This window comes from Kineococcus lubricus (assembly GCF_050871965.1).
GTDB lineage: Bacteria > Actinomycetota > Actinomycetes > Actinomycetales > Kineococcaceae > Kineococcus.
In genome coordinates, this window is sequence record NZ_JBJLSK010000012.1 from 131,013 (window position 1) to 150,635 (window position 19,623).

Here is a 19,623-nt window from a genome sequence, read left to right on the forward strand (position 1 = left end):
CCACCCCGGCACCGTGCCCCGCGCAGCGGGGCGGCACCGGGTGGACGCGGTGCCCGGGCCTGCCAGAGTGCTGGCCGTGCCTCCCGCCGTCCCCGAGCGCGCCACCGCTCTCGCGCAGGTGTTCCGCCCCTACCGCGACGTGCTGGCGGTGCGGGGCGTCGTCCTGCTCGAGCTCGTCGGTTCCCTGGGGCGGGTCCCCCTGTTCATGGCGGGCATCGTCTGCGTGCTGCACGTCGTGCAGACCCTGGGGCTGGGCTACGGCCCGGCCGGTCTGGTCGGCGCCGCCGCGACGGTCGGCACCGCGGTCAGCTCCCCGTGGCGCGGCCGGGTCGTGGACCGCTACGGGCTGCGGCGGGCGCTGGTCCCGACGGTGCTGGCCCAGGCCGCCTGCTGGTCGGTGGCGCCGTTCCTGCCGTACGCGGGGCTGCTGGTGGTCTCGTTCGTCGCCGGCGCGCTCGGTCCACCGGTGTTCACGGTCGTGCGCCAGTCGCTGGCGGTGGTCGTCCCGCCCGAACGCCGCCGCACGGCGTTCTCCCTGGACGCCGTGCTCGTCGAGTTCTCGTACATGGTCGGCCCGGCGGCCGGGACGGCGATCGCCCTCGGGTTCTCCACGGCGGTGGCCATGCTCGTGGTCGGAGCCGCTCAGGTCGTGGCGGCCGCGGCGCTGTTCGTGCTCGACCCGCCGCTGCGCAGCGCCCCCGACGACGGGCGGCACCACGGCGCGGCGACCGGGGGCGGGCACCGGGTCTGGACGTCGGCCCTGCTGCTGGCGATGGCGTGCGCGTTCGCCGCCGACCTCGTCCTGTCGGCCACCGACATCGGGATCGTCGCGCGGCTGCGCGAGGAGGGGGCGGTCGGGTGGACCGGGCTGGTGCTGGCGGTCTGGGCCGCCGGGTCGGTCGTCGGCGGGCTCGTGCACGGGGTGCTGCCGCGGGCGGTGCCGCCGTGGCTGCTGGTGGCCTGCCTCGGGGTGGCGACGGTGCCCCTGACGGTGCTGCACGGGCCGCTGGCGCTGGCGCTGGGGGCCTTCGTGGCGGGGTTGTTCTGCGCGCCGGTCATCAGCGCCACCGTCGACCTGGTCGCCCACGGCGTCCACGAGTCGGTGCGCGGGCGGGCGATGGGCTGGCACGCGGCCGCCACGACCGTGGGCGCCGCCGCCGGGGCGCCGCTGGCCGGGGCCGTCGGCGACGCCGGCGGGCCCGGCGCCCCGTTCCTGGTCGTGGGCCTCCTCGGCCTGGGCGCCGGGGCGGTGACCGCCGCGGTCGCCCGGCGCACGCGGCTCAGACCACGCTTCCCGTGAGGCGCTCGCCGGGGCCCTTGCCCGGTTCGTCCGGGACGTCCGAGGCCTCGCGGAAGGCCAGCTGCAGCGAGCGCAGGCCGTCGCGCAGGGAACGGGCGTGCTGCCCGCCGATGTCGGGTGCGGAGGTGACGACGAGACCGGCCAGCGCGGTGATGAGGATGCGGGCCTCGGCCAGGTCCAGGTGGTCCCCGGCGTCCGGTCCCTCCGCCAGCCCGCACTTGACGGCGGCGGCGCTCATGAGGTGGACGGCGGTGGTGGTGATGATCTCGGCGGCGGGGACGTCGGCGATGTCGCGGGCGAACCCGTCGGCCGCCGAACCGGCGCCGTCGCCGTCAGGGGTGCTCTGTGACTGCATGCTGATACTCTTGCAGGCGACCGACCGGCACACGTCAGCCGATCCCCGCGGAACACCACCGGGGGACCGGCGGTCCGTGGGGCCGGCACGCGAAGCGGAGGCCTCCTCCCACCCCGGTGCCCACGGCGCCGCGGGTCCTGGTCCGCGCTCCTCCCCGGAGGGGCGCAGCGGCGTCCCTCGTCGCGCTCGTCCCTCGTGGGCGGGGCGTGGTGGGTGCGTCGTCGGATCCGGTGGCCCCCGCAGCGCGTCCGTGCACGGGGGCCTTCCTCGTGTCCGGCGGCCCCACACGACGACGAAGGAGCAGCACATCAGCGAGCCCCGCATCAACGACCGCATCCGTGTTCCCGAGGTGCGGCTCGTGGGCCCCAACGGCGAACAGGTCGGCATCGTGCGCGTCGAGGACGCGCTGCGGCTGGCGGACGAAGCAGGCCTCGACCTCGTCGAGGTCGCTCCGACGGCGCGGCCGCCGGTCTGCAAGCTCATGGACTTCGGCAAGTTCAAGTACGAGTCCGACATGAAGGCCCGCGAAGCCCGCAAGAACCAGACGAACACGATCCTCAAGGAGATCAGGTTCCGTCTGAAGATCGACCCGCACGACTACGGCACCAAGAAGGGCCACGTCGAGCGGTTCCTCAAGGCCGGTGACAAGGTCAAGGTCATGATCATGTTCCGCGGACGTGAGCAGTCGCGGCCCGAGATGGGCTTCCGGCTGCTGCAGCGCCTCGCGGAGGACGTGGCCGACCTGGGCAGCGTCGAGAGCTCGCCGCGCCAGGACGGCCGCAACATGGTGATGGTCATCGGGCCGCACAAGAAGAAGGCCGAGGCCAAGGCCGAGGAACGTCGCCGCAAGGACGCCGAGGCCGCCGAGCCGGCCGACGCCCCCGCTGCCGACGCCCCGGCCGCCTCGTCCGACGAGACGGCCGCCACGGCGTCCTGACGCCCACCTGACACGGCCCGCGGGAGGCACGCTCCCGCGGGCCGTTCGCCAGACCAGGCCGGGGTCCACCCCCGGCACCGAACACAGGAGAAGACGTGCCCAAGAACAAGACCCACTCCGGCGCCAAGAAGCGGTTCCGCACCACCGGCTCCGGCAAGGTCATGCGCGAGCGCGCCAACAAGCGCCACCTGCTCGAGGTGAAGCCGAGCAAGCGCACCCGTCGCCTCTCGGTCGACGCGGTCGTGTCGCCCGCGGACGCCAAGAAGATCAAGAAGCTCCTCGGCATCTGATCCGCGGCCGGTCCACCCGGACCGGTGCTCACCGACAACCAGCGGGCGCGCGACCCCTCCGGTCCCGCCGCAGCCCGCGACCGACTGACTAGGAGTACCCCGTGGCACGCGTGAAGCGCGCAGTCAACGCCCAGAAGAAGCGTCGCACCGTCCTCGAGCAGGCCAGCGGCTACCGCGGCCAGCGTTCGCGCCTGTACCGCAAGGCGAAGGAGCAGGTCACCCACTCCCTCGTCTACGCGTACCGCGACCGCAAGGCCCGCAAGGGCGACTTCCGTCGCCTGTGGATCCAGCGCATCAACGCCGCGGCCCGCGCCGAGGGCATGACGTACAACCGCTTCATCCAGGGCCTGAAGGCCGCTGAGATCGAGGTCGACCGTCGCATGCTGGCCGAGCTCGCCGTGTCCGACCCGGCCGCCTTCTCGGCGCTGGTGAAGACCGCCAAGGCCGCCGTCCCGGCGACCGCGGCCGCCGAGGGCTCCGCGGCCTGAGCCCGCGCGACCCCGACGCAGAACGCCCGGCAGTGCCGCACGCAGACCTCCCCGTCCTCTCGAACCCCCGAGCGGAGCGGGTGAGGTCCGTGCGCGCGCTGACCGGGCGTTCGGCGCGTCAGCGCCACGGGCGGTTCCTCGCCGAGGGACCGCAGGCCGTGCGCGAGGCCGTCGCGGCGCGGGCGGCCCTGGAGCTGTACGCCACCGCCGACGCGGCCGAGCGGTACCCCGCGATCGTCGCCGGGGCGCCCCGCGCGTGGATCGTCACCGACGAGGTCCTGGCCGCGATGAGCGACACCGTCACCCCGCAGGGGCTGGTGGCGGTCTGCCCCACGACGACCACCGACCTCGACGACGTCCTCGCCGCGCAGCCGCGGCTGGTCGCCGTCCTGGACCGGGTCCGCGACCCGGGCAACGCCGGGACGGTCCTGCGCGCCGCCGACGCCGCCGGTGCGGACGCCGTCGTCCTGACCGCCAGCAGCGTCGACGTCTTCAACCCCAAGTGCGTCCGGTCCACCGCCGGCAGCCTGTTCCACCTGCCCGTCGTCGTCGGCGTGCCCCTGGCCGACGTCGTGACCGCGTTGCAGCGCAGCGGCTCCACCGTCCTGGCCGCCGACGGGCGGGGCGAGCACGACCTCGACGACCTCGCCGACGAGGCGGCGCGCGGGACGGCGCGCGGGGTCGACCTGCGCCGCCGCACGGCGTGGGTCTTCGGCAACGAGGCCGCCGGCCTGGACGAGCAGGGCCGGTCGCTGGCCGACGCGGTGGTGCGCGTCCCGCTGCACGGCCGGGCCGAGAGCCTGAACCTGGCCACCGCGGCCGTCGTCTGCCTGTACGCCAGCGCCCGCGCGCACCGCGGCGAACGCCGCGCCGGACCCGCCTGAGCGGTCCCTGTGGTGGTGCGCCGCGCCCGATGCCTTAGTGTCACAGCGTGCCCGAGGCGAGGGGGAGCGCCGAGGCCGCGTCGTCGGCCCGTCCCCTCGTGGTGCCCGACCTCCAGCTGGACGACCTGCCCGACGGCGTCGTCGTGGTCGCCGGCGACGGGTCCATCACCGACCTGAACCAGGCGGCGGAACGGCTCCTGGGCCGGCCCCGCACCGAGCTCGTCGGCACACCCCTGCGCCGGGCCCTGCCGCTGCAGGACACCTCGGGGCGGCGCTGGTGGGACGTCCTGCGCGACACCGCCCGCCGCCCCAGCGGGGTGACCGAGGACGGGCACGCCGAGCGGCTGCTGCTGCTGCCCGGCGGCACCGAGCTGCTCGTGACCGCGCGCTTCCACCGCGACGACTCCGGCCGGCTGCTGCGCGCCGTCCTGGCGCTGCGCACCCCCGACGAGCGCCGCCGCGCCGAGACCGACACCACCAGCCTCATCGCGACCGTGGCGCACGAGCTCCGCTCGCCGCTGACGTCGGTGAAGCAGTTCACCGCCAGCCTGCTGCGCCGGTGGGACCGGTTCACCGACGAGCAGAAGCGCCTGATGCTGAGCACGGTGCAGGCCGACGCCGACCGCGTCAGCCGCCTGGTCGGCGACCTCCTCGACGTCGCCCGCGTCGACGCGGGCCGGCTGACGGTGCACCGGCGGCCCATGGACCTGGCCGCGCTGGTGCGCGAGCACGTCGACCGGCTGCGGATGGCCGGCTACGACGACGAGCGGTTCGTCCTGACGGTGGCCCCGGAGCTGCCCGAGCTGTGGGCCGACCCCGACCGGATGGCGCAGGTGGTGACCAACCTCGTCGACAACGCGGTGCGGCACGGCGCGGGGACCGTCGAGGTGACGGTCGCCGCCGTGGACGGGTGGGTGGTCCTGACGGTCGACGACGGCGGCGAGGGCGTCCCGGACGAGAACCGGCCGTACGTCTTCTCGAAGTTCTGGCACGGCGGCGCCCGCAGCGGGACGGGCCTGGGCCTGTACGTCACGCGCGGCCTGGTGGAGGCGCACGGCGGTGACGTCGACGTCGACACCGCCCCGGCCGGGGGTGCCCGCTTCACCGTCCGGCTGCCCGCGGGCGAACCGGCGCCGGCGGCCTGAGGCTCGCGGGCGGCCGGTGCCGGCCGTCTGGGAGGATCGGGGCAACGATCCGTCCGTCCCGAGGAGTGCGCACCCCGATGTCCGACCAGCCCGACGTGCCCGAGGGCGCGGTGGACGAGGCGAGCGTGCAGGCCGCCCTCGACGCCGCCCTGGCCGCGGTGGCCGCCGCCCCCGACCTCGACGAGCTCAAGGCCGCCCGCCTGGCGCACGCCGGCGACCGCAGCCCCCTCGCCCTGGCCAACCGCGCCATCGGGACGCTGCCCGGCCCCGAGAAGGCGGCCGCCGGCAAGCGCGTGGGCCAGGCCCGCGGCCGCCTGAACGCCGCGATCGCCGCGCGCACCGCGGTGCTGGAGGCCGAGCGCACCGAGCGGGTGCTGCGCGAGGAGGTCGTCGACGTCACCGCGCCGGTCGCCCGCGCCGAGCGGGGTGCGCGCCACCCCATCCCGCTGCTCGTCGAGCGCGTCGCGGACGTGTTCACCGCGATGGGCTGGGAGGTCGCCGAGGGGCCCGAGGTCGAGGCCGAGTGGTTCAACTTCGACGCGCTGAACTTCGACGCCGACCACCCGGCGCGGCAGATGCAGGACACGTTCTTCGTGGCCGACGAGCACGGCGGTCCGGGGTCCGGCCTGGTCCTGCGCACGCACACCTCCCCGGTGCAGGCCCGTTCCCTGCTGAACCGCGGGGTCCCGCTGTACGTGGTCTGCCCGGGCAAGGTGTTCCGCACCGACGAGCTCGACGCGACCCACACGCCGGTGTTCCACCAGCTCGAGGGCATCGCCGTCGACGAGGGCCTGACCATGGCCAACCTCAAGGGCACGCTCGACCACTTCGCCCGCGCCATGTTCGGCGACGCCGTCCAGACCCGCTGGCGCCCGGCGTACTTCCCGTTCACCGAGCCCAGCGCCGAGCTGGACCTGCGGTTCTCCCTGGGCCGCGACGCCGAGCGCGGCTGGATCGAGTGGGGCGGCTGCGGCATGGTCAACCCGAACGTGCTGCGGGCGGCGGGGATCGACCCCGACCGCTACCAGGGCTTCGCGTTCGGGATGGGGATCGAGCGGACGCTGATGTTCCGCAACGGGGTGACGGACATGCGCGACATGGTGGAGGGCGACGTGCGGTTCAGCCGGGCGTTCGGCGTGGAGGACCTCTCGGCCTCCGGCGTGGCGACGGTGCAGGAGGGGCAGGGCTGATGCGCGTCCCGTTGAGCTGGCTCGCCGAGCACGTCGACCTGGAGCCGGGGGCGCGGGGCGCCGACGTCGCCGCCTCCCTGGTCCGGGTGGGCCTGGAGGAGGAGGGCGTCCACAGCGCCGGGGTCACCGGCCCGGTCGTCGTCGGCCGCGTCCTGGACCTCGTGAAGGAGCCGCAGAAGAACGGCAAGACGATCAACTGGACCCACGTCGACGTGGGCCCGGAGCACAACGACGCCGACGGCTCGCGCGGCATCGTCTGCGGCGCGCACAACTTCGTCGAGGGCGACCTGGTCGTCGTCGCGCTGCCCGGGGCCGAGCTGCCCGGCGGTTTCGGCATCGCCGCGCGCAAGACGTACGGCCACGTGTCCGACGGCATGATCTGCTCGGCGAAGGAACTCGGCCTCGGTGAGGACCACGACGGGATCATCGTCCTGACGCGGTTCCTGCCGGGCGCCGAGGTGACCCCGGGGCAGGACGCGCTGGAACTGCTCGGCCTGGCCGAGGAGACCGTCGAGGTCAACGTCACCCCCGACCGCGGGTACTGCTTCAGCATCCGCGGCATCGCCCGCGAGTACGCCCACGGGACCCGCCGTCCCGTCGAGGAGGTCCTGCGCGACCCGGTCGACGTCGAGGTGCCGCGCCCGGCCGGGCCGGGGTTCCCCGTGCGGCTGGAGGACGACGCCCCGCTGCGCGGCGCGGTGGGCTGCGACCGGTTCGTCGCGCGCGTGGTGCGCGGGGTGGACCCCACCCGCCCCTCGCCGCGGTTCATCGCCGACCGCCTGCGGCAGGCCGGGATGCGGTCGATCTCGCTGGCCGTCGACGTGACGAACTACGTGATGCTCGCGACGGGCCAGCCGCTGCACGCCTACGACCTGGACGCGCTGCAGGGCGAGATCGTCGTCCGGCGGGCCCGGGCGGGGGAGACCCTGACGACGCTGGACGACGTCGAGCGCACCCTGCACCCCGAGGACCTGCTCATCACCGACGAGGCCCCCGGCGACCCGTCGACGTCGCGCGTGCTGAGCCTGGCCGGGGTCATGGGCGGGCAGGCCAGCGAGGTCTCCGACGGCACCCGGGCGGTGCTGCTGGAGGCGGCGCACTTCGCGCAGGTGAGCGTCGCGCGCACGGCGCGCCGGCACCGGTTGCCCTCGGAGGCGGCCAAGCGCTTCGAGCGGGGCACCGACCCGGCGATCTGCGACCGCGCCGTGGAGCTGGCGGTGCGCCTGCTGGTCGAGCACGGCGGCGGCACCCCCGACGCCGAGGCCACCGACGTCGGCGCACCGGCCGCGCCGCAGCCGATCACGATGGACGCGGGCTTCCCCGAGCACGTCGTCGGCGTGCCGTACGCCGCCGACGAGATCGTCTCGATCCTCACCCAGGTCGGCTGCGCGGTGACCGTGGAGGGCCCGGTCCTGACGGTCGTTCCCCCCACGTGGCGGCCCGACCTCGTCGGCCGGGTGCACCTGGTGGAGGAGGTCGCCCGCATCGCGGGGTACGACGCGATCCCCTCGGTGCTGCCGCCCGCCCCCGCCGGGTCGGGGCTGACGCCCGCCCAGCGGGCCCGCCGGTCGGTGGCCCGGGCGCTCGCGGACGACGGGTTCGTCGAGGTCCTGAGCTACCCGTTCGTCGCGGCGTCGGTGTTCGACGCGCAGCAGCTGCCGGCCGACGACCCCCGCCGCCGCGCGCTGCGGCTGGCGAACCCGATGTCGGAGCAGCAGCCGCTGATGCGGACGAGCCTGCTGGACTCGCTGGTGGAGACGGTGCGGCGCAACGTCTCGCGCGGGCTGCGGGACCTGGCGCTGGTGGAGCTGGGGTCGGTGACGCACCCGCGCCCGGGTGCGGGACCGGCGCCGGTCCCGGGGGTCGAGGCGCGTCCGGACGAGGAGTCCCTGGCCCGCCTGCGCGAGGCGGTCCCGGCCCAGCCGCTGCACGTGGCCGGGATCCTCACCGGCGTCCGGCGCCGGCCGGGTGCGCTCGGCGACGGGTTCGCCCGCGCCGGGGAGCCTGCGAGCTGGGCCGACGCCGTGGAGGCGGCGCGCACGGTCGCCGCGGCGGTCGGGGTCGAGGTGGCGGTGGAGGCGGTCGAGCACGCGCCCTGGCACCCCGGGCGCGGGGCGCGGGTCGTGACCGGTCAGGGGCACACCGTCGGGTACGCCGGGGAGCTGCACCCCAGCGCGGTGGCGGCCCTGGAGCTGCCCGCCCGGGCGGTCGCGTTCGAGCTGGACCTGGACGTCTTGCTGGCGCAGGTGGGGGCGAGCCCGCAGGTCGCGTCGCTGTCGCCGTTGCCGGCGGCCACCCAGGACGTCGCCCTCGTGGTGGACGCGGCGACGCCCGCGGCCCGCGTGGAGTCGGCGTTGCGGGAGGGCGCGGGCCCGCTGCTGGAGGACGTGCGGCTGTTCGACGTCTACACCGGCGAGCAGGTCGGGGCGGGCCGCAAGTCGCTGGCGTTCGCGCTGCGGTTCCGGGCCCCGGACCGCACGCTGACGGCCGAGGAGGCGAGCGCGGCGCGGGACGCCGCGGTGGCGGTCGCCGCGGAGCGGACGGGGGCCACCCAGCGTGTCTGAACCGGCGTCGGGCCCGCTGCGGGTCCAGCCCGTGCGCGCGCTGGTGACCGGCGCGAGCCGGGGCATCGGCCGCGCGGTCGCGGCGGGGCTGGCGCGGGCGGGGTTCACGGTGGCGGTGACGGCCCGCAACGCGCGGGAGCTGGACGAGCTGGTCGAGGAGATCACCTCCGACGGCGGCCGGGCGGTCGCCACCGCGTTCGACGTCACCGACCCCGCGGCGGTGGCCGCGGGGGTGCACGCCCTGGAGCTGGAGCTGGGCGGTTTCGACCTGCTGGTGCAGTCCGCGGGCCGTATCGAGGCCCGGGAGGTGCCGCCGTGGGAGGCGGACCTCGCGCAGGTCAAGGCGGTGCTGGAGGCCAACGTCCTGGGTCCCTTCCACGTCGCGCGGGCGGTGCTGCCGGGGATGGTGGCGCGGGGCGCGGGCCGGGTGGTGGACCTGAGCTCGGGCGCGGCGTCGAAGGACGGCGGGACGTACGCGGCGTACGCGGCGAGCAAGGCGGCGCTGTTCCGCCTCGGCGGGGCGATCGCCGCCGCGGGGGCCGAGCACGGGGTCCTCGCGTTCGAGCTGTCGCCCGGGGTGGTCCGGACGGCGATGTCGACGGGCATGCGCCAGCACGCCGACCGCACGGACTGGACGGACCCGGAGGAGGTCGTGGCCATGGTGCTGGCGATCGCGAGCGGGGAGCTGGACGCGTGGTCGGGCCGGTTCCTGCGGGTGGGGGCGGACACGCCGGCCTCGCTGCGGGCCGCGGCCGAGGGGCTGACCGCGACGGCCCGCCGGCTGGTGGTGGCGCCGTACGGGCCGGACGACCCGATCGCCTGACCCCTCGATGCATGACTAGACGATTGCGTGTATGTTCATGCACATGGAACCCGGGAAGCGGCTGAAGGTCGCCGTCGCAGGGGCCAGCGGCTACGCCGGTGGCGAGGTCCTGCGCGTGCTGCTGAACCACCCGCACGTCGAGATCGGCGCCCTCACCGGTGCCTCCAACGCCGGCAGCCGCCTCGGCGAGCTGCAGCCCCACCTGCTGCCGCTGGCCGACCGGGTCCTGCAGCCCACGACCCCCGAGGTCCTCGCGGGCCACGACGTCGTCTTCCTGGGCCTGCCGCACGGCGCCTCGGCGGCCGTGGCGGCCCAGCTCGGCGAGGACGTCGTGGTCGTCGACCTCGGGGCCGACCACCGGCTCACCGACCCCGCCGCGTGGGAGCGCTTCTACGGCGGCGAGCACGCCGGGGCCTGGCCGTACGGCCTGCCGGAGCTGCCGCTGGCCGGCGGCGGCTCCCAGCGCGACCGGCTCGCCGGGGCCCGGCGCATCGCCGTCCCGGGCTGCTACCCGACCTCGGTGAGCCTCGCGCTCGCCCCCGGCTTCGCGGCCGGCCTGCTCGACCCGGCCGACGTCGTGGTGGTGGCCGCCTCGGGCACCTCCGGCGCCGGCAAGGCCCTCAAGCCCCACCTGCTGGGGTCGGAGGTCATGGGCTCCATGAGCCCGTACGGCGTCGGCGGCGGCCACCGGCACACCCCCGAGATCGAGCAGAACCTCGCCCTCGCCGGCGGGTCCGGCGTCACGGTGTCGTTCACCCCGACCCTGGCCCCGATGTCGCGGGGCATCCTCGCCACCTGCACCGCCCGGCTGGCCGCGGGAGCCCGCGCCGCCGACGTGCGCCCGGCCTGGGAGCGCGCCTACGCCGGTGAGCCCTTCGTCCACCTGCTGCCCGAGGGGCAGTGGCCCTCCACGGCCCAGGTGCTCGGCGGGAACGCCTGCGCCCTGCAGGTCGCCGTCGACGAGCACGCCGGCCGGGTCCTGGTCGTGGCGGCCATCGACAACCTCGTCAAGGGGACCGCCGGCGGTGCCGTGCAGTCCGTCAACATCGCCCTCGGCCTGCCCGAGGGCACCGGTCTGACCGCAGTGGGAGTGGCACCGTGAGCGTGACGGCAGCGCAGGGTTTCCGGGCGGCGGGGGTGACCGCGGGGCTGAAGGCTTCCGGCCGGCCCGACCTCGCCCTCGTGGTCAACGACGGCCCGCTGGACGCGGCCGCGGCGGTCTACACGTCCAACCGGTGCAAGGCGCACCCGGTCCTGTGGAGCGAGCGCGCCAGCGCCGACGGCCACGTCAAGGCCGTGGTCCTGAACTCCGGCGGGGCGAACTGCTTCACCGGCCCGCAGGGCTTCCAGACCACCCACGCCACCGCCGAGCTCGTCGGTGAGCTCGCCGGGTCCGGCGCCGGTGACGTCGTCGTGTGCTCCACCGGGCTGATCGGCGTGGAACTGCCGCGGCAGGCGGTGCTCGACGGTGTGCGCACGGCTTTCACGGCCCTGTCGGCCGAGGGCGGGACGGCCGCGGCGACGGCGATCATGACGACGGACACCGTCTCCAAGCAGGCCATCGGCAGCGGCGACGGCTTCGTCGTCGGCGGCATGGCCAAGGGGGCGGGCATGCTGGCCCCCGGCCTGGCCACGATGCTCGTCGTCCTCACGACCGACGCCGTCGTCGAGGCGGCCGACCTCGACCGCGCGCTGCGGGCCGCGACCCGCACCACCTTCGACCGCGTCGACTCCGACGGGTGCATGTCCACCAACGACACCGTGGTGCTGATGGCCTCCGGGGCCGGCGGCGTCACCCCCGACCCGGCGGCCTTCGACGAGGTCGTCCGGCAGGTGTGCGCCGAGCTGGCCCGCATGCTCGTCGGCGACGCCGAGGGCGCCGACCACGACATCGCGATCGAGGTCGTCGGGGCGGCCACCGAGGCCGAGGCCGTCGAGGTCGCCCGCTCGGTGGCCCGCAACAACCTGTTCAAGGCCGCCGTCTTCGGCAAGGACCCGAACTGGGGCCGGGTCATGGCCGCCGTGGGCACGACGTCGGCGCGGTTCGACCCGCAGGCGCTGGACGTCAGCCTGAACGGCGTCGCGGTCTGCGTCGACGGGACCCCGCACGCCGACCCCGCCGAGGTCGACCTCGGCCCCCGCGAGGTCCGCGTCCGCGTCGACCTCAAGGCGGGGGACGAGACGGCGACGGTGTGGACGAACGACCTGACCCACGCCTACGTCCACGAGAACAGCGCGTACTCCTCGTGAGCGGCCTCCCCGACCCCGGTGTCCTGGACGAGCTCAGCGCCCAGGACAAGGCGAACGTCCTCATCGAGGCGCTGCCGTGGCTGCAGCGCTGGCACGGCGCTCTCGTCGTCCTGAAGTACGGCGGCAACGCCATGGTCGACGACGAGCTCAAGCGGGCCTTCGCCCAGGACGTCGTGTTCCTGCGCACCGCCGGCCTGCGCCCCGTCGTCGTCCACGGCGGCGGCCCGCAGATCTCCACGATGCTGGACCGGCTCGACATCACCAGCGAGTTCCGCGGCGGCCTGCGGGTGACGACCCCCGAGACCATGGACGTGGTCCGGATGGTCCTCACCGGTCAGGTCGGCCGGGAACTGGTCGGGCTCCTCAACGCGCACGGTCCGCTGGCCGTCGGGCTGTCCGGGGAGGACGCCGGGCTGCTGCGGGCCGAGCGCCGCGCCGCGGTCGTCGACGGCGAGCCCGTCGACGTCGGCCTGGTCGGGGACGTCGTGGGGGTGGACCCGAGGGCAGTCGTGGACCTGCTCGACGCCGGCCGGATCCCGGTGATCTCCACGGTCGCCCCGGAGGTGGACGACGAGGGCAACCTCGTCCACGGCCGGGTGCTCAACGTGAACGCCGACACCGCGGCCTCGGCCATCGCGGTCGCCCTCGGCGCGCAGAAGTTCGTCGTGATGACCGACGTCGCGGGCCTGTACCGCGACTGGCCGAACACCGACTCCCTCGTGCGCGAGATCGCGGCCGACGAGCTGGCCGCCCTGCTGCCGTCCCTGGAATCGGGGATGGTGCCCAAGATGGAGGCCTGCCTGCGGGCGGTGCGCGGGGGGGTTCCCCGCGCCACCGTCATCGACGGCCGGCAGGCCCACTCCGTCCTGCTGGAGGTCTTCACGACGTCCGGCAACGGCACGATGGTCGTGCCGTGAGCACTCAGGGAGACACCGTGGAACTGGCCCGGACGGCCGAGGCGCTGCCCGCGACGGACGGTTCGTCGCAGGCGTGGCTCGACCGCTACACGCACTCGGTCATGCAGACGTTCGGCACCCCGCAGCGCGTCCTGGTCCGCGGTGAGGGCCCGTACGTGTGGGACGCCGACGGGAACAAGTACCTCGACCTGCTCGGGGGCATCGCGACGAACTCCCTCGGGCACGCCCACCCGCTGCTCGTCGCGGCCGTCACCGCCCAGCTGACGACGCTGGGGCACGTCTCGAACTTCTTCGCCTCCGCCCCGCAGGTGGCGCTGGCCGAGCGGCTGCTGGACGTCTCCGGCGCGCCGCGGGGCTCGGCGGTGTTCTTCGCCAACTCCGGCGCCGAGGCGAACGAGGCCGCGTTCAAGATGGCGCGGCGCACCGGCCGCACCAAGGTGGTCTCGACGCTGGGCGCGTTCCACGGCCGGACGATGGGCGCGCTGGCGCTCACGGCCAAGGAGGCCTACCGCGCCCCGTTCGAGCCGCTGCCCGGGGGCGTCGAGTTCGTCCCCTACGGCGACCTCGGCGCGCTCGGGCGCGCCGTCGACGGCGCCACGGCCGCGGTGTTCCTCGAACCGGTGCAGGGGGAGAACGGGGTCGTGCCCGCCCCCGACGGCTACCTCGCCGGGGCCCGCCGGATCACCGCCGAGCACGGCGCGCTGCTCGTCCTGGACGAGGTCCAGACCGGCATCGGGCGGACGGGGGAGTGGTTCTCCTTCCAGAACCCCCGGCACGAGGGCGTGGTCCCCGACGTCATGACGCTGGCCAAGGGCCTGGGCGGCGGGATCCCGGTCGGGGCGGTCGTCGCCTTCGGCCCGGCCAACGCGACGCTGCTGGGCGCGGGGCAGCACGGCACGACGTTCGGGGGCAACCCGGTGGCGTCGGCGGCCGGGCTCGCGGTCCTGCACGCGATCGAGCGCGACGGCCTGCTGGGCAACGTCCGGGCCGTCGGGGCGCACCTGCGCGCGGCCGTGGAGGCCCTGGGGCACCCGCTCGTCGAGGGGGTGCGCGGGGAGGGCCTGCTGCTGGGGATCGGGCTGACCCGCCCGGTCGCCGGCCAGGTCGTGCAGGCCGCGCTGGCGAGGGGTTTCATCGTCAACGCGGCCCGCCCGGACACCGTCCGGCTGGCCCCGCCGCTGGTGCTGACCGCGGCCCAGGCCGACACGTTCACCGCGGCCCTGCCCGCGATCCTCGACGCCGCTGCGGAGGTGACCCCGTGACCGTCCGGCACTTCCTGGCCGACGACGACCTGAGCCCCGCCGAGCAGGCGGAGGTCCTGGCCCTGGCCGCCCGCCTGAAGGCCGACCGGTTCGCCGAGAGACCGCTGGCGGGGCCGCAGACCGTCGCGCTGATCTTCGACAAGCCCTCGACCCGGACCCGGGTGTCCTTCAGCGTCGGCGTCGCCGACCTCGGCGGGGTGCCGCTGGTGATCGACGCGGCCGGTTCGCAGCTGGGCCGGGGCGAGCCGGTCGCCGACACCGCCCGCGTCCTGGGGCGCCAGGCGGCGGCGATCGTGTGGCGGACGTTCTCCCAGGCGGACCTCGCCGAGATGGCCGCGCACTCGCGCGTGCCGGTGGTGAACTCCCTCACCGACGACTACCACCCGTGCCAGATCCTCGCCGACCTGCAGACGGTCGCCGAGCACAAGGGTGCCCTCGCGGGCCTGACGCTGGCGTACGTCGGCGACGGCGCCAACAACATGGCCCACTCCTACGCCCTCGGTGGCGCGACGGCCGGGCTGCACGTGCGCATCGGGACCCCGGCCTCGGACCTGCCCGACCCCGCGATCGTCGCCCGGGCGCAGGCGGTCGCCGCGACCACGGGCGGCTCGGTCACGGTGACCTCCGACCCCGTCGAGGCGGTCGCCGGCGCCGACGTCGTCGCGACGGACACGTGGATCTCGATGGGGCAGGAGGGCCAGGAGTTCGAGCGCTTCCGCCCGTTCTCGCTGACCTCCGCGCTGCTGGCCCGGGCCGCCGACGACGCGATCGTCCTGCACTGCCTGCCGGCCTACCGGGGCAAGGAGATCGACGCCGAGGTGATCGACGGCCCGCGGTCGGTGGTGTGGGACGAGGCGGAGAACCGCCTGCACGCGCAGAAGGCGCTGCTCGTCTGGCTGCTGGAGAAGTCCCGGTGAGCCTGGCACCGGGGTCCGGCGCGGGGACGAAGGCGTTCCGGCACGACCGGATCGCCACCGTCCTGGCCCGGTTCCCGGTGCGCTCGCAGACCGAGCTCGCCGCGCACCTGGCCGAGGAGGGGGTGGCCGTCACGCAGGCCACCCTGTCCCGGGACCTGGTCGAGCTGGGGGCGGTGAAGGTCCGCGACGGCGACCGCGGCCTGGTCTACGCCCTGCCGGCCGAGGGCGGCGACCGGACGCCCCGCAGCGGCGTGGGGCAGGAGGTGCTCGACGCTCGGCTGGCGCGGTGGTGCGAGGAACTGCTCATCAGCGCCGAGGCCTCGGCGAACCTCGTCGTCCTGCGCACGCCCCCGGGTGCGGCGCAGTTCCTGGCCAGCGCGGTCGACCACTCCGTGATGCCGACGCTGCTGGGCACCATCGCCGGCGACGACACGGTGCTGGTGATCACCCGCGACCCGCTCGGCGGGGACGCCGTCGCCGCCCGGTTCCTCGCCCTGGCCCGCCGCACCACCCCGGGCGAGGCCGAGCACGACTCCGAGAACGACCCCCGGGACGACCCCCGGAACGACCCCGAGAGCGAAGTGGACGTGTGATGACCGAGAACTCCCCCCAGCAGGGCGAGAAGGGTCTGTGGGGTGCCCGGTTCGCGACCGGCCCCGCCGAGGCGATGGCGGCCCTGTCGAAGTCCACCCACTTCGACTTCCGGCTCGCGCACTACGACCTGGCCGGTTCCCGCGCCCACGCCCGCGTGCTGCGCACGGCCGGTCTGCTCGACGAGGCGACGCTGGACGCGCTGCTGGCCGGCCTGGACGCGCTGGAGGCCGACGTGGTGTCGGGCGCGTTCGTCCCCGCGGCCGAGGACGAGGACGTCCACTCGGCGCTGGAGCGGGCCCTGGTGGAGCGCGTCGGCGCCGACGTCGGAGGACGGCTGCGGGCCGGCCGGTCCCGCAACGACCAGATCGCGACGCTGCTGCGGATGTTCCTGCGCGACCACGCGCGGGTCGTCGCCGGGCTGGTCCTCGACGTCGTCGAGGCCCTCCTGACGCAGGCCGCGGCGCACCCGGGCGCGGCGATGCCGGGCCGCACCCACCTGCAGCACGCCCAGCCGGTCCTGCTGGGCCACCACCTCATGGCGCACGCCTGGCCGTTGCTGCGCGACGTGGAGCGGCTGCGGGACTGGGACGCCCGCGCGGCGGTCTCGCCGTACGGTTCCGGCGCCCTCGCCGGTTCCTCCCTGGGGCTGGACCCGGTGGCGGTGGCCCACGAGCTGGGGTTCACCCGCAGCGTCGAGAACTCCATCGACGGCACGGCCTCGCGCGACGTGGCGGCCGAGTTCGCGTTCGTCGCGGCGATGATCGGGGTGGACCTGTCCCGGATCTCCGAGGAGGTCATCGCCTGGGCCACGAAGGAGTTCTCGTTCGTGACGCTCGACGACGCCTGGTCGACCGGGTCGAGCATCATGCCGCAGAAGAAGAACCCCGACGTCGCGGAGCTGGCGCGCGGCAAGGCGGGCCGGCTCATCGGCGACCTCACGGGTCTGCTGGCGACGCTCAAGGGCCTGCCGCTGGCGTACAACCGGGACCTGCAGGAGGACAAGGAACCCGTCTTCGACGCGGTCGACACCCTGGAGCTGCTGCTGCCGGCGGTCGCCGGGATGGTCGCGACGCTGCACTTCCACACCGACCGGATGGCCTCGCTCGCGCCGCAGGGTTTCGCGCTGGCCACCGACGTCGCGGAGTGGCTCGTGCGCCAGGGCGTCCCGTTCCGGGACGCGCACCAGATCTCCGGGGCCTGCGTGCGCCGCTGCGAGCAGCGCTCGGCGGCCGAGGGCCGCAGCGTCGAGCTGTGGGACCTGACGGTGGAGGACCTGTCCTCGATCTCCCCGCACCTGACCCCCGAGGTCAAGGACGTGCTCTCCACCGAGGGGTCGCTGTCCTCGCGCGACGGCGTCGGCGGCACCGCGCCGCTGCGCGTCGCCGAGCAGCTGGAGGCGGCCCAGGACGCCCTGGCGAGGCACCTGGCGTGGGCGCGCCCGTGAGCCTGCCCCGGTCGTTCTACGACCGGGACGTGCTGGAGGTGGCGCGCGACCTGCTCGGGCGGGTCGTGCGGCACCGCACCCCGGCCGGTGTCGTGGGGATCCGCCTCAGCGAGGTCGAGGCGTACGCCGGGCCGGACGACCCGGGCTCGCACGCGTTCCGCGGCCCGACCCCCCGGACCCGCGTGATGTTCGGCGAGCCCGGTCACGCCTACGTCTACTTCTCCTACGGCATGCACTGGTGCATGAACCTCGTCTGCGGTCCGGAGGGGACCGCCTCGGCGGTCCTGCTGCGGGCGGGGGAGGTCGTCGAGGGCCTCGAGCTCGCCCGGTCGCGCCGGGTCGCCGCCCGCAGGGACGTGGACCTGGCCCGCGGCCCGGCCCGGCTCACGCAGGCCCTGGGGGTGGACCGGGCGCAGGACGGCGTCGACGTGTGCTCCGGCGGTCCGCTCGAGGTGGTGGCGGGGGAGCCGGTCCCGGACGCGGACGTGGCGTGGGGACCGCGGGTGGGGGTGGCCGGGGCGGGGGCCCCGACCCCGTGGCGCGTTCGCCTCGTGAACGACCCGACGGTGTCCGCGTACCGTGTCGGCGGGCGACGGTCGCCCGGTACGCGAAGCACCTAGGGGAGAACGAGTCGTGAGCGACGTCTGGGACGAACTGCAGTGGCGGGGCCTGGTGGCGCACTCCACCGACGAGGCCGCGCTGCGGGAGGCTCTGGCGACGGGCCCGCTCACCTACTACGTCGGGTTCGACCCGACCGCCGCGAGCCTGCACGTCGGTCACCTCGTGCAGGTGCTCACCGCCCGGCGCCTGCAGCGGGCCGGTCACCGCCCGCTGATCCTGGTGGGCGGCGCGACGGGCCTGGTGGGGGACCCGCGTCCCTCGGCGGAGCGGACGATGAACGACCCCGAGGTGGTCGCCGGCTGGGTCACCGGGCTGCAGGCGCAGATCGCCCCCTTCCTGGACTTCGAGGGCCCGGCGGCGGCGACGATGGTCAACAACCTGGACTGGACGCAGTCCATGTCGACGATCGAGTTCCTGCGGGACGTCGGCAAGCACTTCAGCGTGAACCGCATGCTGGACCGCGAGGCCGTGAGCAAGCGGCTGGCCACGACGGGCATCTCCTTCACCGAGTTCGCCTACGTCCTGCTGCAGAGCAACGACTACCTGCAACTCCACCGCCTCCACGGCTGCACGCTGCAGCTCGGCGGGTCGGACCAGTGGGGGAACATCACCGCAGGTTGCGAGCTCGTCCGCCGGGTGGACCAGGAGACGGTCCACGCCCTGGCGACGCCGCTGCTCACGAAGGCCGACGGGACGAAGTTCGGCAAGACCGAGTCCGGGGCCGTCTGGCTGGACCCCGACCTGACCAGCCCGTACGCCTTCTTCCAGTTCTGGCTCAACGCCGAGGACGCCAAGGTCGTGGACTACCTCAAGGCCTTCAGCTTCCGCAGCCCCGAGGAGATCGAGGAGCTCGGGCGGGCCGTGCAGGAGAACCCCAGGGCGCGCGCGGCCCAGCGGGCGCTGGCGCACGAGGTGACGGCCCTGGTGCACGGCGAGGCCGCGGCGGTGGCCGTGGAGCAGGCGTCCTCCGCCCTGTTCGGCGGGGCGGACCTGGACGGGATCGACGAGCGCACCCTGCGGGGGGCGCTGGAGGAGCTGCCGACGGCGACGCCGGCCGACCGGTCCGTGCGGGTGGCTCAGCTGTTCGCCGACACCGGTCTGGCGACGAGCCTGAGCGGCGCGCGGCGGACCATCGGTGAGGGCGGCGCCTACGTGAACAACGTCAAGGTGGTCGACCCCGAGGCGACGCTGGCGGACGTGCAGCTGCTGCACGGCCGGTACGCCGTGCTCCGGAGGGGCAAGAAGTCGCTCGCGGCGGCCGCACTCTCGTTGCCGCAGTAGCAGATCGGCCGTCGGGGCGCACGCGATTTGCATGCCGCCCCGACGGCCGCGTAATGTTCTCGATGTCGCCCCGGCGGGGCGGAAAACCGGAGCTCACGAGCTTGGGTGGTCCGCGTCGGAGGGGTGGCGCCGGAGGTCTTGACCGGGGTGGGGTTGCAGGTTGGCCCGATGTCCGGTTAAGGTGGGAAAGTTGCCCCTCGTCCGCTGGCCCTGTTCGGGGTGTGGTCGGGGTGGGTGCGTCCGGTTCTTGAGAACTCAACAGTGTGCCATAAATGTTGATGCCAATGCATTAACCCCCAATGACCGCTCATCCTGTGTGGTGGGTGGTTGGGGATTCCTTTGGGATCTACCCCTGTTCTGG

General features: G+C 75.0%; 19 protein-coding genes. 18 read left to right on the plus strand and 1 reads right to left on the minus strand.

The annotated features are described in order from the left end of the window. The first annotated feature begins 76 nt into the window (after positions 1-76). On the plus strand, positions 77-1,300 hold the full coding sequence (locus ACRYRX_RS11190; RefSeq protein WP_432511996.1) for an MFS transporter: 1,224 nt from the start codon (positions 77-79) through the stop codon (positions 1,298-1,300). Here the strand turns inward: ACRYRX_RS11190 and ACRYRX_RS11195 are convergent. Then, positions 1,281-1,655 carry a DUF1844 domain-containing protein gene (locus ACRYRX_RS11195; RefSeq protein WP_432511997.1) on the minus strand — a complete coding sequence of 125 codons (375 nt, stop codon included), beginning with the start codon at positions 1,653-1,655 and terminating at the stop codon, positions 1,281-1,283. The two genes, ACRYRX_RS11190 and ACRYRX_RS11195, sit on opposite strands and share 20 nt — an antisense overlap. Positions 1,656-1,962: 307 nt before the next feature. Between ACRYRX_RS11195 and infC the strand changes: the two genes are divergently transcribed. The 17 genes from infC to tyrS all read left to right on the plus strand — a co-directional run bounded on the left by infC (position 1,963) and on the right by tyrS (position 19,262). Then, positions 1,963-2,592 (plus strand): translation initiation factor IF-3, encoded by a 630-nt coding sequence (gene infC / locus ACRYRX_RS11200; RefSeq protein ID WP_432512022.1) that lies wholly within the window; start codon positions 1,963-1,965, stop codon positions 2,590-2,592. Positions 2,593-2,687: 95 nt separating this feature from the next. Then, on the plus strand, positions 2,688-2,882 hold the full coding sequence (rpmI, locus tag ACRYRX_RS11205; RefSeq protein WP_432511998.1) for a 50S ribosomal protein L35: 195 nt from the start codon (positions 2,688-2,690) through the stop codon (positions 2,880-2,882). Positions 2,883-2,983: 101 nt separating this feature from the next. Further along, entirely contained in the window at positions 2,984-3,370 is a 387-nt protein-coding gene (gene rplT, locus ACRYRX_RS11210) for a 50S ribosomal protein L20 (protein WP_432511999.1), read from the plus strand. 89 nt (positions 3,371-3,459) lie between these two features. Continuing rightward, a complete protein-coding gene (locus tag ACRYRX_RS11215) occupies positions 3,460-4,254 on the plus strand; it encodes a TrmH family RNA methyltransferase (protein WP_432512000.1) in 795 nt (264 codons plus the stop codon). A gap of 47 nt (positions 4,255-4,301) precedes the next feature. Next, positions 4,302-5,399, plus strand: coding sequence for a sensor histidine kinase (locus tag ACRYRX_RS11220; protein WP_432512001.1), 1,098 nt, complete (start codon positions 4,302-4,304; stop codon positions 5,397-5,399). Between the two features lie 77 nt (positions 5,400-5,476). Further along, positions 5,477-6,589, plus strand: a complete 1,113-nt coding sequence (pheS, locus tag ACRYRX_RS11225; protein WP_432512002.1) for a phenylalanine--tRNA ligase subunit alpha — start codon at positions 5,477-5,479, stop codon at positions 6,587-6,589. Next, positions 6,589-9,153 (plus strand): phenylalanine--tRNA ligase subunit beta, encoded by a 2,565-nt coding sequence (pheT, locus tag ACRYRX_RS11230; RefSeq protein ID WP_432512003.1) that lies wholly within the window; start codon positions 6,589-6,591, stop codon positions 9,151-9,153. The genes pheS and pheT overlap by 1 nt, the downstream gene beginning before the upstream one ends. Continuing rightward, on the plus strand, positions 9,146-9,976 hold the full coding sequence (locus ACRYRX_RS11235) for an SDR family NAD(P)-dependent oxidoreductase (protein ID WP_432512004.1): 831 nt from the start codon (positions 9,146-9,148) through the stop codon (positions 9,974-9,976). The genes pheT and ACRYRX_RS11235 overlap by 8 nt, the downstream gene beginning before the upstream one ends. Before the next feature lie 37 nt (positions 9,977-10,013). After that, a complete protein-coding gene (gene argC, locus ACRYRX_RS11240; protein ID WP_432512023.1) occupies positions 10,014-11,078 on the plus strand; it encodes an N-acetyl-gamma-glutamyl-phosphate reductase in 1,065 nt (354 codons plus the stop codon). Beyond that, on the plus strand, positions 11,075-12,226 hold the full coding sequence (argJ, locus tag ACRYRX_RS11245; RefSeq protein ID WP_432512005.1) for a bifunctional glutamate N-acetyltransferase/amino-acid acetyltransferase ArgJ: 1,152 nt from the start codon (positions 11,075-11,077) through the stop codon (positions 12,224-12,226). The genes argC and argJ overlap by 4 nt, the downstream gene beginning before the upstream one ends. After that, a complete protein-coding gene (gene argB / locus ACRYRX_RS11250) occupies positions 12,223-13,143 on the plus strand; it encodes an acetylglutamate kinase (protein WP_432512006.1) in 921 nt (306 codons plus the stop codon). The genes argJ and argB overlap by 4 nt, the downstream gene beginning before the upstream one ends. Next, positions 13,140-14,405, plus strand: a complete 1,266-nt coding sequence (locus ACRYRX_RS11255) for an acetylornithine transaminase (protein ID WP_432512007.1) — start codon at positions 13,140-13,142, stop codon at positions 14,403-14,405. Before argB ends, ACRYRX_RS11255 begins: the two co-directional genes overlap by 4 nt. Continuing rightward, positions 14,402-15,322, plus strand: a complete 921-nt coding sequence (gene argF, locus ACRYRX_RS11260; RefSeq protein ID WP_432512008.1) for an ornithine carbamoyltransferase — start codon at positions 14,402-14,404, stop codon at positions 15,320-15,322. Before ACRYRX_RS11255 ends, argF begins: the two co-directional genes overlap by 4 nt. Further along, positions 15,319-15,915, plus strand: a complete 597-nt coding sequence (locus ACRYRX_RS11265; RefSeq protein ID WP_432512009.1) for an arginine repressor — start codon at positions 15,319-15,321, stop codon at positions 15,913-15,915. The genes argF and ACRYRX_RS11265 overlap by 4 nt, the downstream gene beginning before the upstream one ends. Then, on the plus strand, positions 15,915-17,360 hold the full coding sequence (gene argH / locus ACRYRX_RS11270) for an argininosuccinate lyase (RefSeq protein WP_432512010.1): 1,446 nt from the start codon (positions 15,915-15,917) through the stop codon (positions 17,358-17,360). Before ACRYRX_RS11265 ends, argH begins: the two co-directional genes overlap by 1 nt. Next, a complete protein-coding gene (locus ACRYRX_RS11275; protein ID WP_432512011.1) occupies positions 17,345-17,980 on the plus strand; it encodes a DNA-3-methyladenine glycosylase in 636 nt (211 codons plus the stop codon). The genes argH and ACRYRX_RS11275 overlap by 16 nt, the downstream gene beginning before the upstream one ends. Positions 17,981-17,993: 13 nt before the next feature. Beyond that, on the plus strand, positions 17,994-19,262 hold the full coding sequence (gene tyrS, locus ACRYRX_RS11280) for a tyrosine--tRNA ligase (RefSeq protein ID WP_432512012.1): 1,269 nt from the start codon (positions 17,994-17,996) through the stop codon (positions 19,260-19,262). Positions 19,263-19,623: the final 361 nt, after the last annotated feature.